At 70.1% G+C, this 16689-nt stretch carries 15 protein-coding genes; 4 read left to right on the forward strand and 11 right to left on the reverse strand.

Annotated elements, in window-relative coordinates; all coding sequences use genetic code 11:
- Positions 1-91: 91 nt before the first annotated feature.
- Positions 92-418, reverse strand: coding sequence for a hypothetical protein (locus tag D7X32_RS20720; protein ID WP_147450203.1), 327 nt, complete (start codon positions 416-418; stop codon positions 92-94).
- Here D7X32_RS20720 and D7X32_RS20725 point away from each other — a divergent pair.
- The gene (locus tag D7X32_RS20725) at positions 399-1661 is read left to right on the forward strand and encodes a hypothetical protein (RefSeq protein WP_147450204.1); all 1263 of its coding nucleotides are present in this window, start codon (positions 399-401) and stop codon (positions 1659-1661) included. The two genes, D7X32_RS20720 and D7X32_RS20725, sit on opposite strands and share 20 nt — an antisense overlap.
- Positions 1662-1745: 84 nt before the next feature.
- Here the strand turns inward: D7X32_RS20725 and D7X32_RS20730 are convergent, their stop codons facing one another.
- Entirely contained in the window at positions 1746-2729 is a 984-nt protein-coding gene (locus D7X32_RS20730; protein WP_120604298.1) for a GlxA family transcriptional regulator, read from the reverse strand.
- 112 nt (positions 2730-2841) lie between these two features.
- On the opposite strand from D7X32_RS20730, the gene D7X32_RS20735 reads away from it, so the two are divergent.
- Entirely contained in the window at positions 2842-3411 is a 570-nt protein-coding gene (locus D7X32_RS20735; protein WP_208752491.1) for a cysteine hydrolase family protein, read from the forward strand.
- Between the two features lie 35 nt (positions 3412-3446).
- Here D7X32_RS20735 and D7X32_RS20740 read toward each other — a convergent pair whose 3' ends face one another.
- Entirely contained in the window at positions 3447-4694 is a 1248-nt protein-coding gene (locus D7X32_RS20740; RefSeq protein WP_120604299.1) for a sterol desaturase family protein, read from the reverse strand.
- Between the two features lie 66 nt (positions 4695-4760).
- Between D7X32_RS20740 and D7X32_RS20745 the strand changes: the two genes are divergently transcribed.
- Positions 4761-5348, forward strand: coding sequence for a Crp/Fnr family transcriptional regulator (locus D7X32_RS20745; RefSeq protein WP_120604300.1), 588 nt, complete (start codon positions 4761-4763; stop codon positions 5346-5348).
- A gap of 44 nt (positions 5349-5392) precedes the next feature.
- Here D7X32_RS20745 and D7X32_RS20750 read toward each other — a convergent pair whose 3' ends face one another.
- From D7X32_RS20750 to D7X32_RS20760, 3 genes are all read right to left on the reverse strand, one after another.
- Positions 5393-7249 carry a HEAT repeat domain-containing protein gene (locus D7X32_RS20750; protein ID WP_120604301.1) on the reverse strand — a complete coding sequence of 619 codons (1857 nt, stop codon included), beginning with the start codon at positions 7247-7249 and terminating at the stop codon, positions 5393-5395.
- A 22-nt stretch (positions 7250-7271) separates the two neighbouring features.
- Entirely contained in the window at positions 7272-9698 is a 2427-nt protein-coding gene (locus D7X32_RS20755) for a hypothetical protein (protein WP_120604302.1), read from the reverse strand.
- Positions 9699-10048: 350 nt separating this feature from the next.
- The gene (locus D7X32_RS20760; protein WP_120604303.1) at positions 10049-10990 is read right to left on the reverse strand and encodes a hypothetical protein; all 942 of its coding nucleotides are present in this window, start codon (positions 10988-10990) and stop codon (positions 10049-10051) included.
- Between the two features lie 161 nt (positions 10991-11151).
- On the opposite strand from D7X32_RS20760, the gene D7X32_RS20765 reads away from it, so the two are divergent.
- On the forward strand, positions 11152-11904 hold the full coding sequence (locus D7X32_RS20765; RefSeq protein WP_120604304.1) for a hypothetical protein: 753 nt from the start codon (positions 11152-11154) through the stop codon (positions 11902-11904).
- 150 nt (positions 11905-12054) lie between these two features.
- On the opposite strand, the gene D7X32_RS20770 is transcribed toward D7X32_RS20765, so the two are convergent.
- The 5 genes from D7X32_RS20770 to D7X32_RS20790 form a co-directional block, all read right to left on the reverse strand.
- Complete coding sequence (locus D7X32_RS20770) at positions 12055-12699, reverse strand: glutathione S-transferase family protein (RefSeq protein WP_120604309.1); 645 nt, start codon at positions 12697-12699, stop codon at positions 12055-12057.
- Positions 12700-12808: 109 nt separating this feature from the next.
- Complete coding sequence (locus D7X32_RS20775; RefSeq protein WP_120604310.1) at positions 12809-13750, reverse strand: alpha/beta hydrolase; 942 nt, start codon at positions 13748-13750, stop codon at positions 12809-12811.
- Between the two features lie 37 nt (positions 13751-13787).
- Positions 13788-14387, reverse strand: a complete 600-nt coding sequence (locus tag D7X32_RS20780) for a TetR/AcrR family transcriptional regulator (RefSeq protein WP_120604305.1) — start codon at positions 14385-14387, stop codon at positions 13788-13790.
- Positions 14388-14443: 56 nt separating this feature from the next.
- Complete coding sequence (locus D7X32_RS20785; RefSeq protein ID WP_120604306.1) at positions 14444-15193, reverse strand: metal-dependent hydrolase; 750 nt, start codon at positions 15191-15193, stop codon at positions 14444-14446.
- Between the two features lie 51 nt (positions 15194-15244).
- Positions 15245-16102 carry a helix-turn-helix domain-containing protein gene (locus D7X32_RS20790; protein ID WP_120604307.1) on the reverse strand — a complete coding sequence of 286 codons (858 nt, stop codon included), beginning with the start codon at positions 16100-16102 and terminating at the stop codon, positions 15245-15247.
- Positions 16103-16689 lie beyond the last annotated feature (587 nt).

The raw sequence follows: 16689 nt of genomic DNA on the forward strand, positions 1-16689 counted from the left end.
GGCTTAATTCGTCCTCCGCGGCGCTCCGCGCGACAACCCCTCTGACTGTCTCAGAGGGGGAAGTACACATGTCGTGGCCGATCCGGGGCTTTCAGCCCGTCATCAACACCGTGAAGCCGTCGAGCAGCGGCGCCGTCAGCGCACCGCAGCAGGCGCCCGCCGGTCCTCCGCGGCCGGCGGGCGGCACGTCTCCCTGGGGAAGCGCGTCCACCGACAGCTTCGGCGGGAGCACACCGGGGACCTCGAAGCGCAACCCGCTGAACGTGCCGGATGCACCGCCCTCCCCCACCGTCACGCCGATGTTCTCGAAGCCGACCACTTCCACGGGGGGCAGCGCCAGTGTCTCGGGGATGCTGGGCCCCAATGGCATCTCCGGGACCGCGAGCCTCGAGGCGGAGGTGAAGCTGGAGACCGGCATCTTCTCCATGAAGGTGGCCGGGTACACCGAGCTGGGGGCGAGCTTCAGCCGGGACGCGGCGATGACGACCTTCAGCGTCGACGCCGAGGTCGGCGTGAAGGGAGAAATCCAGGCGGACACGGCGCAGGTCACCGTCACCGGCACCGCCCAGGCGGGCGTGCGTGGCAGCTACCAGGTGACACTGCCGACCGCGGCCGCGGCGGGCATCACCTCGCCCGCGCAGGCCGCCGAGCAGCTCAACCCGTCCCTGCCCCAGAACCTGCCGGTGGGCGCCACCGTGACGCTCACCGGAGAGGCCTTCATGGGCACCGGGATGGAGGTGGCGTTCAAGAACATCGCCGGCATCTTCGGCGCCATCGGGGGGATGAGCACCGAGCGGGCCAGCGGCATGTCCCTCGCCGTCACCCGGCTGGATGACAAGACCGTCCGGGTCACCGTCGGACCCACGGAGGCGGTGTCGCGCACCCTGGAGGGAAAGCTGGGGGTGTTCGGGATCGCGTTCGGAGCGACGGACACGCGGCGCGTGGAGGGGCAGTTGAGCTCGCGGCAGGTGGACTTCGACATCTCCACCCCGGCGGGACAGGCGGCCTACAACCGCTTCCTCGCCACGGGCGAGCTGCCGAAGAACGACCCGGCGAGCGGGACGTCGAACGCGGCGACGGTGGATATTGCTTCCGACACGCTCACGCGGGAGGTCACCTTTGGCATCGACCTGGGCGCGGCCGTGCTCGACAGCAACGTGACCGTCGCCACGACCTACGACGCCGGCGGCCCGACGGAGTTCCAGTACACGGGCACCAAGGGGCCCGTCAGCTTCTCAGTCAGTGGTGAGTGGAAGGACCCCGAGGACCCGTCCACGTACACCTATGCGGGCACGCTGCCGGACCTGGCCTCCGGGACCGCGGACGGGCTCCGGGACCTCTACCCGAACACGACGGGAAGTGGCACCACGGCGTCCGTGTCCTTCACCTACGCGGAGGCACAGCAGGTCCAGCAGCTCGCCAAGGACTGGCTGACGGCCATCGAGCAGGGCCGCCCCGGGTACGCGGGCAACACGCCGGAGCCCTGGGTGATGGATGTCGCCAATGCGGCGACCCCTGAAGAGGCCATGGCCCTGCTGCTGACGCCGGAGACGAACAACGTCACCGACGTGGTGGCGAACCGCGTGTCCGCGCTCGGCGTCTTCCAGCTCAACAACGGCGGAGGCCAGATGCCGGGGTCGCTCACCCTTTCGGAGGGCTGACCTCGCGGGCATCGAGGAACTCCGCGCCCCACAGAGGAGGGGCAGTTCGACGTTGGAGCGGCTGCTCGGCGTCGCTTGCCGCTTTCAGCGCAGCGCGAACCGCTTCCGATAGGCGTCCGGAGTCAGGCCGGTGCGGGCCTTGAAGCGGCGGCGGAACGAGGTGGTGTCCGCGTAGCCGATGGCCTGGGCGATGTCCTCCACGGTGCGCGGCGTGGTTTCCAGGAGGCGCCGGGCGGCCTCGACGCGCAGGCGCTGGACGTAATCCAGGGGCGTGTCGCCGGTGGCCTTGCGGAAGCGGCGCAGCAGCGTGCGTTCGCCCAGGCTCGCGGCCACGGCCGCGCCCGTCAGGGTCACCGGGCCGCAGAGGTGGGCCTCCAGCCACTCCTGGGCGCGCAGCACGGCGGTGTCGCCGTGGTCGCGAGGCGCGGCGTGTACCGCATAGGGCGCCTGGAACCGGCGGCCGGGCTCCACCAGGAGCATCTTGGCGCAGAGCGCGGCCAGCTCCGGTGAGACCTGCTTCGCGACCAGATGCAGGCAGAGGTCCAGGTAGGCGGTGATGCCTCCCGTGGTGAGCACGTCGCCGTTGTCCACCAGGAGCAGCTCCGGCTTGAGCGCCACGCGCGGATAGCGGGCCGCGAAGTCCTGGGCCAGTCCCCAGTGGGTGGTGGCCTCCCGTCCCTCCAGGAGGCCCGTCTCGGCGAGCAGGAAGGCACCCGCGCACACCGCCGCCAGCTTCGCGCCTCGCGTGTGCTGTCCCGTCAGCCAGTCCGTGAGGGAGTGCTCGGCCACGCTTCGCGCCACGTTGCCCACGAGCGCGGGGATGAGGACGACGTCGAAGCGTTCCGTGGAGTCCGGCACCCTCGCGGAGCCCAGCGCCAGGCCGTGGAAGCTGCGCGCGGTCCCTGGACGGGGCGCGATGAGCTCCGCCGCGAAGGGTTCCCCACGGCCCTGGTCGCGGCTCAGGAGGTTGGCCATGGCGAACACATCCAGCGGGCCCATCACGCTGGACGCCACGCAGCCCTCCAGTGCCAGCACCGCGATGCGGATCGACGAGGACGCGACAGGCATGACCGCTTGTCGGTTTCCGACCTGGATTTGTCAATCCGGGCACTCCCGCCAGGGGGCGGGCCCGGCTATTCGGATCGGCGACGCATCACGCCCCGTGTGAAGGAGGACGTCCGTGGAGAAGACCCTGGAAGACACCGCCCTGCTGCTCATCGACATCCAGAATGACTATTTCCCCGGAGGACGCTTCGAGCTGGACGGCGCCGACGCCGCGGCGGCCCAGGCCCGTGCGGCCCTGGACTTCTTCCGGGAGCGCGGCCTGCCCGTCATCCACGTGCGCCACGAGTCGCCGCAGCCGGGGGCCCCCTTCTTCCTGCCGGGGACCCCGGGCGCGGAGCTTCATCCCCGCGTCATGCCCCAGCCGGGGGAGGCGGTGGTGCTCAAGCACTTCCCCAACAGCTTCCGGCAGACGGACCTCCAGGAGCGCCTGCGGGCCCTGGGGGTGAAGCACCTGGTGGTCGCGGGGATGATGACCCTCATGTGCGTGGATGCCACGGTGCGCGCGGCGGGGGACCTGGGCTACCCGGTCACCGTGCTCCCGGACGCCTGCGCGGCCCGGAGCCTGGAGTTCAACGGGCAGGCCGTACCCGCGCCCCAGGTTCATGCCGCGTTCCTGGCGGCATTGGGCATGGGCTACGCCCAGCTCGTGCCGACCGCTGCCTTCCTGGCCCAGCACGGACGCTGACCTGACGGCGCAGGGAGGCCTCCCGGTCCGCGGTCTCAACCCGGGAAGGGATTCGCCTGGGACCTCCGGCTGGCGCCGCCGCGCGCCACCCGCAGCCAGACCAGCGAGACCATCAGCCACGACGCCGTGAGCGCGCTCCACGTCTGGGGCGCGCCTGCCCATACCAGCCACAGCGTCACCGCCACGCCCATGGCGAGCACCCGCGCGAGCTCCAGCGCCTCGCTCCACTTCTTCGACTCCAGCATCCCGCTCCAGGCGGTCGCCATCGCCCAGAGCAGCAGGCTCAACGCGACCTTCTGCCAGCCCGACAGCGGTGAGGCATGGTGACTCACCAGGAGCATGAACGGCATCGACGCGAACAACTGGAAGACGAGGTAGCCACGGACGCCGGACAGCTCCCGTGAGTGGTACTTCACCTCCACGCCCTCCTGCTTCCAGTACCCCAACGCGCGCGGCGGAAGGTCCGCGGGCCGCCAGCCCGTGGGCATCACCCAGAGGCGCAGCCGGTCCCACAGGCTCTTCGTGGCGATGGCGTCCGCGAAGAGCCGGGCCCACGCCTGGAAGTTGATGGCCGTCGGGTCCCAGGTGTTCGCCGGCGTGGTCAGGCCGTAGGAGCACGGCTCGGTCTCCTCCTCGTAGGTGCCGAACATCCGGTCCCAGATGATGAGGAAGCCCGCGTAGTTCTTGTCGATGTACGCGTCGTTGCGCGCGTGGTGCACGCGGTGGTGCGACGGCGTGTTCAGCCACGACTCCACCCACCTGGGGAGCTTGGGGATGACGCGCGTGTGGGGGATGAACTGGAGCACCAGGTGGAAGGCCACCATCGCCAGCACCGCCTCCGGCGGGAAGCCCACCAGCACCAGCGGCCAGTAGAAGAGGAACGAGAAGAGGCGCTGCGTCACGCTCGCGCGCAAGGCCACCGCGTAGTTGAGCTCCTCGGTGGAGTGGTGCGGCGAGTGGGCCGCCCAGCCGATGTTGGTGCGGTGCCCGAAGCGGTGGAACCAGTAGAAGAGGAAGTCGACGCCCAGGAAGAGCGCCACCAGCGACAGCGGTGACGAAGCGTCCAGCCGCCATGGCGCGTACTGGCCCAGTTGCGTGAAGAGCGGGAGCACCAGCAGGGCCACCGCGACGTTGACGCACTGGTTCAGCACCGCCGTGCCCATGCTCGCGATGGAGTCCTGGAAGCTGTAGTAGCCGTTGCGCCGCGCCACGCACCAGGCGAACTCCGCCAGGGCCAGGGCGATGACGAAGGGCGTGGCCACGGCATAGACGTTCAGGGACATGCCGCCGGTATATGTTTCCTGGAGCCGCCTCCGCCTTAACCCAGGTCAAGCCCAGGTCCCCGCGACGTGAGATTCCCGAAGCTCTTCGAGCGCCTCGCCACCCTGGCCCCGATTCCTCCCGAGGAGTGGGCGAAGGCCGAAGCCGTGGCGAAGGAGCAGTCGCTCGCGAAGCGGGAGCTCTTCCTGCGTCCGGGGGACGCGGCGGACCGGTTCGCCGTGGTGCTTCAGGGTGTCTTCCGGGGCGTGCGCGTGTCGCCACGCGGGGGCGAATCCATCAAGGCCTTCCGCGCCGAGGGAGAGCTGATTGGCGCCTATGCGGAGATGTTGCAGCGGCTGCCGTCGATGACCGCGATTGAAGCGCTAGAGCCCAGCCACGTGCTGGTGTTCCAGACGCGGGACTTCCAGCAACTGGAGCAGGGCCACGTGTGCTGGGAGCGGCTGGCGCGCCGGGTGGCGGAGCAGCACTTCATCCTCAAGGAGCGCCGGGAGCAGGAGTTCCTGGAGCTGTCCGCGGAGGAGCGCCTCGTGAAGTTCTGGGAGGAGCATCCCCACCTGAAGGGAAGGATTCCCCAGCGCGACGTGGCGGCCTACCTCGGCATCACCGAGGTGGCCCTGAGCCGCATCATGTCACGGCGCCGCAGGCGGGCGGAGTGACGGGGAGTTCTTGAGAGCGAACGGCGATCACGTCTTCGTGCGCGTCACGACTTCAGGAGGCCTCGGATGCGCATGAGGACCTGCCGGTCCGGGACGTCCCGGGTGAGCAGGTACTCCAGCAGCTCGCGCACCGCCGGCTCACGGTCTACGTACGGCGCCACCAGCGACACGAGCGCGTGGTAGTTCTCCGCCTTCACCCCGCCCGACAGCGTCAGGTCCCGCAGGTCCATCAGCATGCCCTCATCCAGCGGGCGCCGGCCCAGCGACTCCAGCGCGGAGGACTGCACGGGTACTGCCCCGTCCGAGGCCAGCGTCAGCAACACCTGGGTGGCCTCGGGCGTCGGAATCTTGCGGAGGGCCTTGGCGGAGGCCCGGCGCACCTCGGGGCTCTGCGCGGTCGCATGGCTGGCGATGAGGGGCACCTGGTCGGCGACGCCCGCATTGCCCAATCCCAGCAGCAGGTGCGCCTGCTCCTCCGGGGAGCTGGCCGCCCTCAGGTCCGAGGCCAGCCGGCCCACCGCGGCCTGAGCCTCCGGCGTCTGCTCCTGCCGGTAGAGCGCTCCCGCGGTGGCCCCCAGCGCGTAGGCACCGGCGATGTGCGCCGTGCCCTGTGTCTGCGCGTACGTCCGCTCCGCGAAGCGCACCGTGTCCACGGTGGGAGCGGCCACCAATGACAGGCGGCTGAGCAGCAACCCGTAACGGGAGTCCTCGCGCGCCGCCTTCGTGGAGAGCGCCCGCACGAGGGCCTCCTGCGCCCGGGGTGTGCCGGCGCCCGCCAGCAGGTCCAACACCAGCGCCCGGCCCTTGGGCTGAAGCGACGGGCGCTCGAAGAAGTCCACCAGCCGCGCGCAGAGCTCCGGCTGCTGCTCCAACAGGCCCGTGGCCTGGAGCAGGAAGTGGTTGTGGTCCGGCATGATGCCGCCATCGGCATGCGCTTCGAGCAGCGAGAAGAGCTGCTCCGCCGTGAGGCCATCCACCTGCTGCGCCAGCATCTGCGCACGCACCTTCGGGTCCACCACCAGCACGCCGGGCGCCAGCCGCTGGAGCGCGGACGCGTCCACCGGCGCCTCCACGACGAAGCGGCCGCTCGCCCCGCGCTTCAGGCTCACCCGGACCTCGGAGGACGCGGAAGGCGTGCCGTCCGCCCCCAGCCGCTCCACGGTCTCCGTGCCGGCGAGCCGCTCCAGCACGCCCTCCCGCGCCACGTCCGCCTCGAAGCGCGAGGCGAGCCGCACGGTGCCGCCCTGCCCCATGCCCCGCAGCTCCACGTACTCCGCGCGGCGCTTCAACAGCCGCACCGCCTCCGCGTCCTCCCCCAGCTTCTCGTACTCCGTGCGCGCGATGCCCCGCGCCGTCGTCTCCTGCTCGCTCCAGGAGGCCCCGTCGCGCAGCACCACCTGGAGCTCGCCCACCAGCGACTGCACCGTGTTCTTGAACAGCGCGGGGTCCTCCTCGCGGAAGGAGACCGCCTGGAGCGTCCCCTCCCCGCTCAGCTCCAGCAGCGCCTCCCGGCCGCCGAACACGGCCTCCACCGAGGCCGCGTCCGGGAGCAGCTCGTGCCCGAGCACCTTCAGGCTGTGCGTCTGGAGGCGCTCCAGCCGCAAGCCCACCCGCTGCGTGGCGCCCCGCGCGCCGTGGCCGCGCAGCACCAGGTCGCCCGCGAGGTGGATCTGTCCCGCCAGGGAGGATGCCGCCGCTCCCTGGCCGGAAAGCCGGACCCGGCTCTGGGCCTGGTAGTCCAGTTGATACGTCCAGTGCTGCCCCTCCGGAAAGCGGAAGCGGAGGGGCACCGTGTCGGGAGACGCCTCGGAGGGTGCCGCCTGTCCCAGGCCGACCCAGACGACCCCGAGGGTGAGCAGTGCCAGCAGGGCACCGCCAATGACCATCCTGCGCGTGTTCATGGGCGTCTCCAGCGGGTGGGGGCTACAACAGGTCCTGGATGGCGGCGAGCGGCGCGGTGACCGACTTGTCGAAGAGCTTCATGTCGTCGTGGATGCCATCCCAGCTGACCAGGGTCTCCTCGAACTCCTCCTCCAGGGGCCAGATGCCCACCTCCACGTAGGCGGAGATGCTTCCCGCCAGGAACGTGAACTTGAGGTCCGCGCGGCCCGCCAGCTTCAACCCCAGCTCGCCCCCGCTCTGGAACACCCCGGCCTCGGCCTGGAGCGGCACGGACGCGTGCACGAGCTGGAGGCGTCCCTTGATGCCGGCCTCGACGATGAAGAGGTCGACCCCCGCGTACAGCTCACCATCCACCCGGGCGTAGGGCTCCAGCCGGCCCGCCACCGACAGGCTCGTCACTTCGCACGGAGAAGCGGTGGTGACGTGATGCTGGCCGACCAGGCTGTAGTTGAGGCCCACCACGCCCGCAACCTTGGCCCCGAGCGTGACGGGCACCACCACGACGATGAACGTCGTGCTCACGTCCACCAGGGTGCCCTGCTTCTCCTTCGAGCCCGACACGAGGTTGAATTCGCCCTCCGTCAGGTTCTCGTGCACGTCCAGCAGGGAGACGGTGTTGTCGAGCACGTCCAGGTCGATGTCCGCCTTCTTGTTCGTCACCACGACATCGGCGGTGATGAGGTTCACGCTCTTGCTCAGGGCGCGGCCGGTCGCGGCGAAGTGCCCCCTGGCCTCTGGCGACAGGGAGCAGTCGCTCTGCAGCACGTTGTTGACCGCGGCGGACACGTTGTATTCGGCCGTGGCGCCGAAGGTCTCATCCCCCAGGTCATAGCTGTCACCCGACTCCCACTTCAGCCGGGGCTGTAAGGTGTGCGGGTCCAGGAGCGCGCCTACCGTCAACGACAAGGCCCGGAGGTACTCGTCCCGGCGGGGGAAGTACGTCTCCAGCCGGGACGGCTGGGTCGTGTAGTCCTGGGCGGGGTAGTTCACCGAGCCCTGGACCAGGGCCCGGCTCTTGAGCGAGGCGAAGTCGTCGTTGGTGTAGTCCGAGCACTTCTGGAAGGCCTGCTCGCGGGGCACCTGGTAGAGGTCCATCACGCGCTGGACGAAGCGCTTGGGAGACCAGTCACAGGGTGCGGGCGCGCTGCCACTCTGGAACGTGAGACAGCCGCGCGCCTGGGCCTGCACCAGCGCCGCGTCGATGGCGCCATCCAGCGAGGCCAGCGTGTAGAACATGGGGATGAGCGGGTTCTCCTGATCATCGCTCAGGCTGGCGCCCTGCGAGGACCCTCCGGCCTGGAGGGTCCCGGGCAGGGGCCGGTACTGGTGGGCGACCTCCTCCTGGATGGACGCGACCAGCTCTCCGCGCTGCCGGAGCAGGCCGGTGAAGTCCGTCTGTGATTGCTCCAACGCATACATCTCCTCGTCCAGCACCCCCGCGTTGCGCTGGCTCATCGACCGATGCCAGGCCCAGCTCTCGTTGTAGTAGTGGGCGCCCTGGGCCAGGGTGTTCAGCCGCGCCGTGTCCAGGGCGGTGCCGTAGAGGTTCAGGGGCCGGCTCAGGTTCTTCAGGCTGATGATGGCGCCCCCCAGGACGCCCGGGATGATGCTCACCCGGTCGACGCTGCCCGCGCCGACGCTCACCTTGCCCTGGGACGGCGGGGGCACGGTGAAGAACTGGTTCTTCGGCGCCCCACTGGGGAAGGTGATGGCGGGGGTGATGAGCGTGCCATCCTTGCCGCGCTGCTGCGGGCTGCTCACGCCACGCGTGCCAATGGCGGAAGCCGGCGTCGAGCCACCGAGCGGCGCGATGGCATACGCGACGCTGTAGATGGCGCGATGGTCGGAGCCCGCGCTTGCGATGGCGTCCTCGAAGACGCTGTAGTCGTAGTACTTCTCGAAGACGTACTCGGCGCACGAATTGATGACATTGCCGGAGGCATTCCAGCCATTGCGCAGCTGGGCACGGCTGTTCTTCAGCTTGCTGGCGTAGGCCGTCGTTGCAGGGAAGTACGTCCGCGCCCGGTGCACCGATCCCAGGAAGAAGCTGGACAGGCCGCTCATCTCGCGGGTGTTGGGGTCGTCCTTCGCGAAGGCCACCGACTTCGTGGCGGCGTCAGGCTCGACCGTCTGGCCATTCGCCTTCAAGGTCCGGGGCACCACCACCGTGCGGCGGGACATGCCCGCCGCGGCGTCTTCCGCCGCGTCCTGGATGAGCCGGTTGCAGACGGCGTTGGGGTCGGTCTTCGCCAGGTTCCGCACGGCCTTGGCGCAGAGCGTGACGGGATTCTGGCAGTCCGCCAGCGTCGCCATGTAGCCCTGACACAGGACGGGCGCGGGAGGAGGCGTGGGAATGGGACTGGCGGCGGAGGCCGTCGCGGGGAGCCCGGACAGAACGAGCCCGAGCGCGGCGAGGCCCGTCGCGAAACTGCGGCGAGGCGAAATCATGGAAAGTCCTTCAGGTGAGCGATTGCTCACAATACGGACTTGGCCTGTTTTATTCGGAAAAGCATTTTCCGCCGGCCGCGCCCCCATGAGTCGTGACGGACCGACATCGCCTCTCAGAAAAAGAGAGGACCTTGGGACGAGGATGAGCCCGGCGCGCGGGAAGGCGGCGCGCTGCGAGGTGATGGGCTCGGAGGTCTCCAGGGAACCGTGAGGTGGCGGCCGGCTGCGGCGGCACCGAGGGCGACGTGGGCGGCCCCCCCTTCCTCTCCTGGAACACCCACGTCAATCCGTAGCGCGGTCCCGCGACGACAGCCCCCTGGGGCGAGGCCGCCGCGCGCGGCGTGTCGCCCTCACGGCTTCGGCGTGGGCTTCTGGGCCGGAGTGTCGCGCAGGTCCGCGCGCACCACGGCGTCGCCGAAGCGCTCCACGTTGGTCAGCCACGCCGCCGCGTTCTTCACGTAGCGCGCGGTGCCCGCCGTGTCCCACTTGTTGTAGAGGCGCGTGAAGCCACCGTCGAAGATGGCCCGCTTGCCGCCGGTGTCATGGAAGGCCGCCACCAGGTTGCCCGCCGAGCCATGCAGCAGCGGCGTGAGCTGCGGGCTCGGCTGGAGGGTGGCGATGGTGATGCCCTCGTAGAGGTACTCCAGGCCGGTGGTGAGCAGGTGCCGGCGCAGCAGCCCCGGACCCGCCCCGTCCTTGCGCAGGCCGACCGTCTGGTCGCCGATGACGTTGCCCTGCATGGTCGTGCCCAGCAGCGCCTCGCCCACCACGTTGGCGTCCGCGTAGTAGGGCTCGTTGTCGCCCCAGATGTACACGCCGTGTCCCGCGTCGAAGAACTCCTTGATGACCTTCACGTGCTCGGGCGTCAGGCGCTGCGTCGAGTCGGAGATGATCCACAATTGACACGCCTTCTGGAGCCCCTTGCGCAGCTCCTTGGGGCTTGGCGCGCTACCGACCCAGCGGTACACGGAGAAGCCCTTCTCCTTCAGCGCGGCCTTCGGCAGCGAGAAGTCGAAGTCCTGCGTGTAGAACTGGAGCACCGCCACCGTCTGTCCCTCGAAGGCGCCGTCCACCGCGAGGTCGTTCTGGTTGCCTTTCGCGTTGCCCCAGCCGTCGCGTGCCGCGGGGCGCACCGTTTCGCGCAGTTCCTGGCTGCCGTCATTGCGCGTGACCACCCGGCGAACGCTCTCCATGGGAGCGTTTTCACCCGCCACCTGATTGTACTGCGCGAGCGCTGGCGTGGAGGACAGGACGAAGGCAATGCAGCAGAGCAACGGGCGGAGGGCACGCACGGGAACCTCGACGGGAAGGATGTGGCATCCTTCCACGCACGGCCCCGCGAAAAGTTCTTCCGCCCGCGCGCACCGGGCCGGCTCCGAGTGACGCGGCGATTCCCGGGAGGAGTGCGCGGATCAGCCCCACCGCACCTTTTCGCGCTGGCTAGGATGCGCCCATGCTCCTTTCCAAGAACGACTTCCTTCCGCGCGCGGAGGCCACGCTCGCCCGGCTGGACGGTGCCCTCCGGGATGCGCTCTCCCATCAGGGCACGCCCCTGGTCACGACCCTGGGGAGGGCGTTCCCCAAGGACTCGCCCCTGGAGCCCGCCGCGCTCGCGAAGGCGCTGTGTCCCGGGCCCGTGTCGCATGTCGGCCTGGCCGCCGTGGTGATGCGCGAGCTCCTTGAGCCCGTGGAAGCCGTACTGGATGCGTCGCTGTCCAAGGCCACGGTCGTGACGGGCAACGCGAAGGCTCCCGGCTCGCTGCTCGTCACCTGTCCCCTCCTCGTGCTGGGCGACCTGGAGGTCGAGGGATTCCTGGACGACTGCGGACCGGATTCGACCATCGTGGTCCTGGGCCGCTGTGTCGCACAGGGGCTGCGGACGTCGGGGAACTTCCTGGTCCTGGGCGACCTGGTGGTCCGGGACGTCATCCAGGGCGTCTACAACGATGAGAGTCTCATCGTGGCGGGCAACCTGGAGACGCGCTTCCTGGATGAGAATGATCACGAGGTCGCGTGCTACGGAGAATTCCGCACGGAGCATCGCTTCGAGAACGGGCGCTCCGGAGAGGAGGCCGCATCACGGGCCTCCGCCTTCCTGGTGCCCGGCCTCTGGAACATCGACCTTGGCGAAATCGACCACGACGAACTCTTCGCACGCATCCGGCGGAACGAACCGGTCTTCACCGAAACGAAGAAGCACCCTTGAGGTGAATGGCCTCGGGGGACGTTGCCTGCTGCACGCAGCAAGTCAGGGCAACGCCCGCTCCCCGGCCCGTGCCCGACTCCAGCGCGCTTCGTGCGCCGGGTCCGGGAACGTCTCGTGGAAGGCATCCCGCACTGGGCAGGCGCGCACCCTTCACGTGTCGAAGCGGAACGCGGTCTCGCGGACGGAAGCTCGCGTCGCGAACTGCTGACAGAACCTGTTCAGCTCGGAGTAGGGAGCCGTCGGCAGGACGTTCCGGAACTCCAGGTGCGTCACGAGACAGTAGAGCGTGGCCTCCAGATAGCTGAGGTCCCGCTGCGCGGGGAGCGCGGCGAGCACGGCCCCCACGTTCGCTTCCAGCCACGCCATCATGTTCATCAGCGACGTGCGCAGCTTTGCCTGGTGGGCGCTCCCCTCGACGGCGCCGCCCATCTGGGACATGACGAGCGCCACTTCCGTTGACATGGCCTGAAGCGCGAGCTCCTGCGCATTGGCCAGCACTGGCGTGTCGAGGTCCTCCGGCCAGACCACGAAGGGCTTGAGCTCCGACCGCCGCGATAGCTCGCGACAGACATTGAGAGAACCAAACCAGACACCCTGACGCGTCTTCAGGCTCGGGATGCGGAGCGCGGGGTTGCCACCGTAGTCCTCTGGATTCGAGGACATGAGATCGCGCACCACCTGGAAGGAGCAGTCGACGCCCAGCTCCGAGGCGAAGATCCGCGTGATGCGCGTGAAGTGTGAACTCGAGCGGCCGATGAGGATGGGCCTGGCGAACTCTTCGATTGCAGCGGGCATGGGAACCTCCGCCTCAGGGAACGGCACGGCGTCACTGTAGACCGACGCGGGCACGCTCAGGGCCGCCCCATCGCGGCGAGGAGACGACACACGGACTTTCTCCTACGGCTCAGCCCCCGTGCACCCCGCGAGGCGTCGTCCCTCGCGCGGACGCCACGGACGCCAGCAACTCCGGCCCGGGCCAGGCGTTGCTCGGCCGTCCTTCCGACAGGAAGTCCACCGCGGGCGACAGCACCTCCGGCGCATAGAGGATGCGGAAGTGCCCCAGTCCCTCCGTGCGCGTGAGCTTCGCGCCCGGCCACGCGCGCGCCACCGCTTCGCCTGCTTCCAGTGGCACCTCCCGGTCCCCCACGTCGTGGAAGATGCGCAGCGGCACGTCCAACCCTGGCGCGAAGGCAGGCAGCGCCAGGTCCGCCAGCCGCATGTCGAAGCGCGCCTCGATTCGCGCCGCCATCCGCCGCCACAGGGCCTCCGACAAGCCCACCGTGTCCGCGAAGGCCCGGATGCCCGCCAGCGGATCCGCCGGAGGCGAGATGAAGACCGCGCGCTCCACCTTCATCCCGTCCCGCAGCGCCACCGCCGTGGCCGCCGCGCCGAACGAGTGCGCCACCACCGCGTAGGGCCCGCCTGTCGCCTGTCCCACCGCCGCCACCATTCCCGCCAGCTCCGGCAGCGAGCTGGTGCGCCCGGAGGACGCCCCGTGCCCCGGCGCGTCGTACGTCACCACCGAGAAACCCGCGTCCACCAGGGGCCGCACGAAGGCCGTGAGCTGCCCGCCGTAGCCGCTCCACCCGTGCACCAGCAACACCCGGGGGCCCTCGCCCCAGCTCCACACCGCCACCTTCTCGCCCTCCACCCTCAACACCCGGGGCTGGCCCCGCGCCAGCACCGCCTCCGCCGTGCGCGAGCGCCGCGGCCGCTGGGGCGTCAGGAACAGCCGCTCCGACCACGCCGCCGCCAACCCGGGCGCCACCGCCCCCAGGCTCCGCGCCGCCGCCCGCACACCCCACAGCGCCATCTTCGTCCGAACGTTCGTGCTATTTTCCGCCATGATGAGGTCCTCCTCGAAGGACACGGCAACGACAAGGTCAGGAAGTCGGGGTGCGCGCGGCGGTGACGAGCGCGTCGAAGGCCCGGCGGGCTCGCGCCTCGGCCTGGGGGTCCCGCATCAACCGCTTCGCGTGGTGGAAGCCCAGCATCACCGCGTACTGGTCATGGGCGAACTGCTCCACGTCCAGCGCCTTCTGGAAGTGCCCTTCCGCCACGGCGATGCGCGCGGCCTGGGCCAGGCAGTCCAGCCAGTCCCGCTGCCCCTGCACCAGCGTGTCCCGCGCGGGCCCGGGCGCATCGTCCAGCTCCGCCGCCGCCGCCACGAAGATGCAGCCGCCCTCCAGCAGCGAGTCCCGGTCCCACGTGAGCCAGCCGTCGAAGAGCGCCCGCACCCGGGGCTCGCCGCGGGCCCTGCCCAACGCCGGGCGGACGACGCGCCCGGTGAAGACGACGGTGGCCGCCTCCAGGACCTGCACCTGCAGCTCCGTCTTGGACTTGAAGTGCGCGAACAGGCCGCTCTTGGAGAGGCCCAGCTCCTCCGCCAGCCCCCCGATGCTCAGCCCCTGCAGCCCCACCCGGCTCGCCAGCCGGACGGCCGTCTCCAGGATGGTCTGATGGGTGAGCTCGCCCTTACGCATGCCCCCTTCATAGAACGGTCGTGCTTTTCGTGCAACCGCTTCCGCGGAGGGCCTGGTCAGAGTGACGCGGCGATCCCCGGGGTGAGCCAGCGCACGCGCGGGTCGCTTCCAAGGACCTCGCGCGCCTGGGCCTCGGTCGCCAACGGCTCGAAGGTGCCGAAGTGCATGGGCACGATGACGGAGGGGCGGAAGTACTTCTGCACCGCGAGCGCCGCGGTCCGGGGGTCCATGCCGTAGCGCCCGCCGCCCACGTTGAGGAGGACGATGTCCGGGTGCAGCAACTCCTGCACCAGCGCCATGTCGCCGAACAGCCAGGTGTCACCCGTGTGGTAGAGCGAGCGCCCACCGGGGAGCACCAGGACGTAGCCCAGGGGCCGCCCGTCGGGCTCGCACGAGTGCATGGCCGGCACCGCGTGGACCGTGACGTCGCCGATGCGCGTGGAGCCGCCGACGTTCACCGTGAGCTGCTGGGCCTCCGGCACCTTGAGCCAGCGCAGCGTCTCTCCCGTGCCAACCACGAGAGCCCCGCTCAGGCGCGCCAGGGTGTGCACGTCCTGCGCATGGTCCCCGTGCGAGTGCGTGAGCAGGATGGCCGCGGGCGGCGTCCGTGCGAGGCGCGCGAGGTCCTTCCAGGCCTCGGGCGCACGCGGGTTCTCCTTCAACCAGGGGTCGATGAGCAGGCGCGTGCCTCCGGGCGAGACGACCTCGAAGCCGGCGTGGCCGAGCCAGGTGACGCGGAACTCCTGGGGCGGCGGGGTCGGCGCGGCGCCGAGCAGCGCCGCCAGGAGGGACAGGGAGAGGAGCATGGTGCGAGGCCTCGCGAAGGCTCCGGCGGCGGGACCGACCCGACGGCGGGCTCAGCGGCGAGGTTGTGGCACGCGCTTCGCGCCCTTCTTGGGCGAAGTTGACGTGCCGCGCACGGCGCGCGCGTAGGCCCCCGGGCTCGTGCCGACGATGCGCACGAAGTGCCGGTGCAACTGGCTCTGGTCGTAGAGCCCCACCTCCAGGGCCGCGCGTGCGGCGGGGACGCCCCGGGCGAGCAGCTCGCGCGCCCGCGCAACGCGCAGGTGCGTGAGGTAGGCATGGGGCGTCAGCCCGAGCTCCTGACGGAAGGTGCGCAGCAGGTGGAAGCGGCCCAGGCCCGAGGCCACCGCGAGCGCCTCCAGGCTGACGCCTTCCACGACCGAGGCGTGCAGCAGGTCGCGTGCACGCAGCGCCGCGCGGCGTGCCCGGGGCACCGCCTCCGCTGACGCGCTGGAGTTCGCCCCCAGCAGCGCCGCGAGCATTCCGGAGAGCAGGCATTGCAGCGCGAGCGCGTCACTGCCCGGCTCCCTCAGCGCCGCATGCAGGGCCAGCGCCTCGGCGCGCCCGCTACCGCCGAAGAGCGCGGGCAGGTGGGGCGGCGCGCGCAGCCCCAGCTCGCGTGCGGCCTCCTCCACCACCGGCGGCTCCAGGGTCATCGACTGGGCGGTCACCGGCGCATGCACGCGCAGGTCGCGGTGCACCTCTCCCGGCTCCTTCAGCTTCAGCACCCCCTCGGCCTGCGTCCATGCCCGCCCGCGGTACCAGAAGTCGAAGGCACCCGCGTAGACCACCGTGACGCCGTAGCGCGTGGAGACGCCGGACCACAGCCGCGTGTCGCCCGTGACGCGGACCCCTTCCACTCCCGCGAGCCGCGCGGGCAGCACCACCAGGCCAGGCTCGTCGCGTCGCATCGTGCACCCAGTATGGAGCAAGTCAGGGCAACGCTCTCTCCCCGGCCCATGTCCGGATCCACCGCGCTTCGTGCCCCGGGCACCTCGGGCCGGCAGGTGACAGACCTTGCCCCCATGGACGCCGTGGGCACTCCCAGTGGAGCGGCGCCCAATCACATATGCCCAGTGGTTTCCGACCTTGATGCTTCGCAGGCTTCAGCGCGGCTCCGGAATGTCTCAGCCATCAGCGTCTGGCCCGCCTTGAAGTCCTTGCCGGTGAAAGCAACCTTGTGGCGGCGGGTGAACTCGACCCATCGACGGGCGAATTTGACCCATCCGCGGGACGGTGTCTGGCTGCGTTGTTTCACGGGCGGGATGCGTCAAAAGCATGAGCTTTGTTGATTACTGGATGTATTCCAGGCTCTAAGGCGTCTCATGCACAAAGCCAGACTCCCCGTATTCCTGCTCATCGCGCTCGCGCTGGGTAGTTTGAGTTGCAACTCCAAGCCCCCAAGTCCCACGCCGGCCAAGACCGCCAGGTCCCAGGCGGCCCTCGTCACGGGATGGCAGGAGACAGGCTCGATGAGCCTGACCCGCAGGTTCCCCAC

The organism is Corallococcus carmarthensis (assembly GCF_003611695.1).
In the GTDB taxonomy this organism is placed as follows: Bacteria; Myxococcota; Myxococcia; order Myxococcales; family Myxococcaceae; genus Corallococcus; species Corallococcus carmarthensis.

Bases quoted from the DNA above. Each gene is read 5' to 3' on its own strand.
- D7X32_RS20720 (WP_147450203.1), bottom strand. From the start codon at position 418: ATGCCGGTCTCCAGCTTCACCTCCGCCTCGAGGCTCGCGGTCCCGGAG.
- D7X32_RS20730 (WP_120604298.1), bottom strand. From the start codon at position 2,729: ATGCCTGTCGCGTCCTCGTCGATCCGCATCGCGGTGCTGGCACTGGAG.
- D7X32_RS20740 (WP_120604299.1), bottom strand. From the start codon at position 4,694: ATGTCCCTGAACGTCTATGCCGTGGCCACGCCCTTCGTCATCGCCCTG.
- D7X32_RS20750 (WP_120604301.1), bottom strand. From the start codon at position 7,249: ATGAACACGCGCAGGATGGTCATTGGCGGTGCCCTGCTGGCACTGCTC.
- D7X32_RS20755 (WP_120604302.1), bottom strand. From the start codon at position 9,698: ATGATTTCGCCTCGCCGCAGTTTCGCGACGGGCCTCGCCGCGCTCGGG.
- D7X32_RS20765 (WP_120604304.1), top strand. From the start codon at position 11,152: ATGCTCCTTTCCAAGAACGACTTCCTTCCGCGCGCGGAGGCCACGCTC.
- D7X32_RS20770 (WP_120604309.1), bottom strand. From the start codon at position 12,699: ATGCCCGCTGCAATCGAAGAGTTCGCCAGGCCCATCCTCATCGGCCGC.
- D7X32_RS20775 (WP_120604310.1), bottom strand. From the start codon at position 13,750: ATGGCGGAAAATAGCACGAACGTTCGGACGAAGATGGCGCTGTGGGGT.
- D7X32_RS20780 (WP_120604305.1), bottom strand. From the start codon at position 14,387: ATGCGTAAGGGCGAGCTCACCCATCAGACCATCCTGGAGACGGCCGTC.
- D7X32_RS20785 (WP_120604306.1), bottom strand. From the start codon at position 15,193: ATGCTCCTCTCCCTGTCCCTCCTGGCGGCGCTGCTCGGCGCCGCGCCG.
- D7X32_RS20790 (WP_120604307.1), bottom strand. From the start codon at position 16,102: ATGCGACGCGACGAGCCTGGCCTGGTGGTGCTGCCCGCGCGGCTCGCG.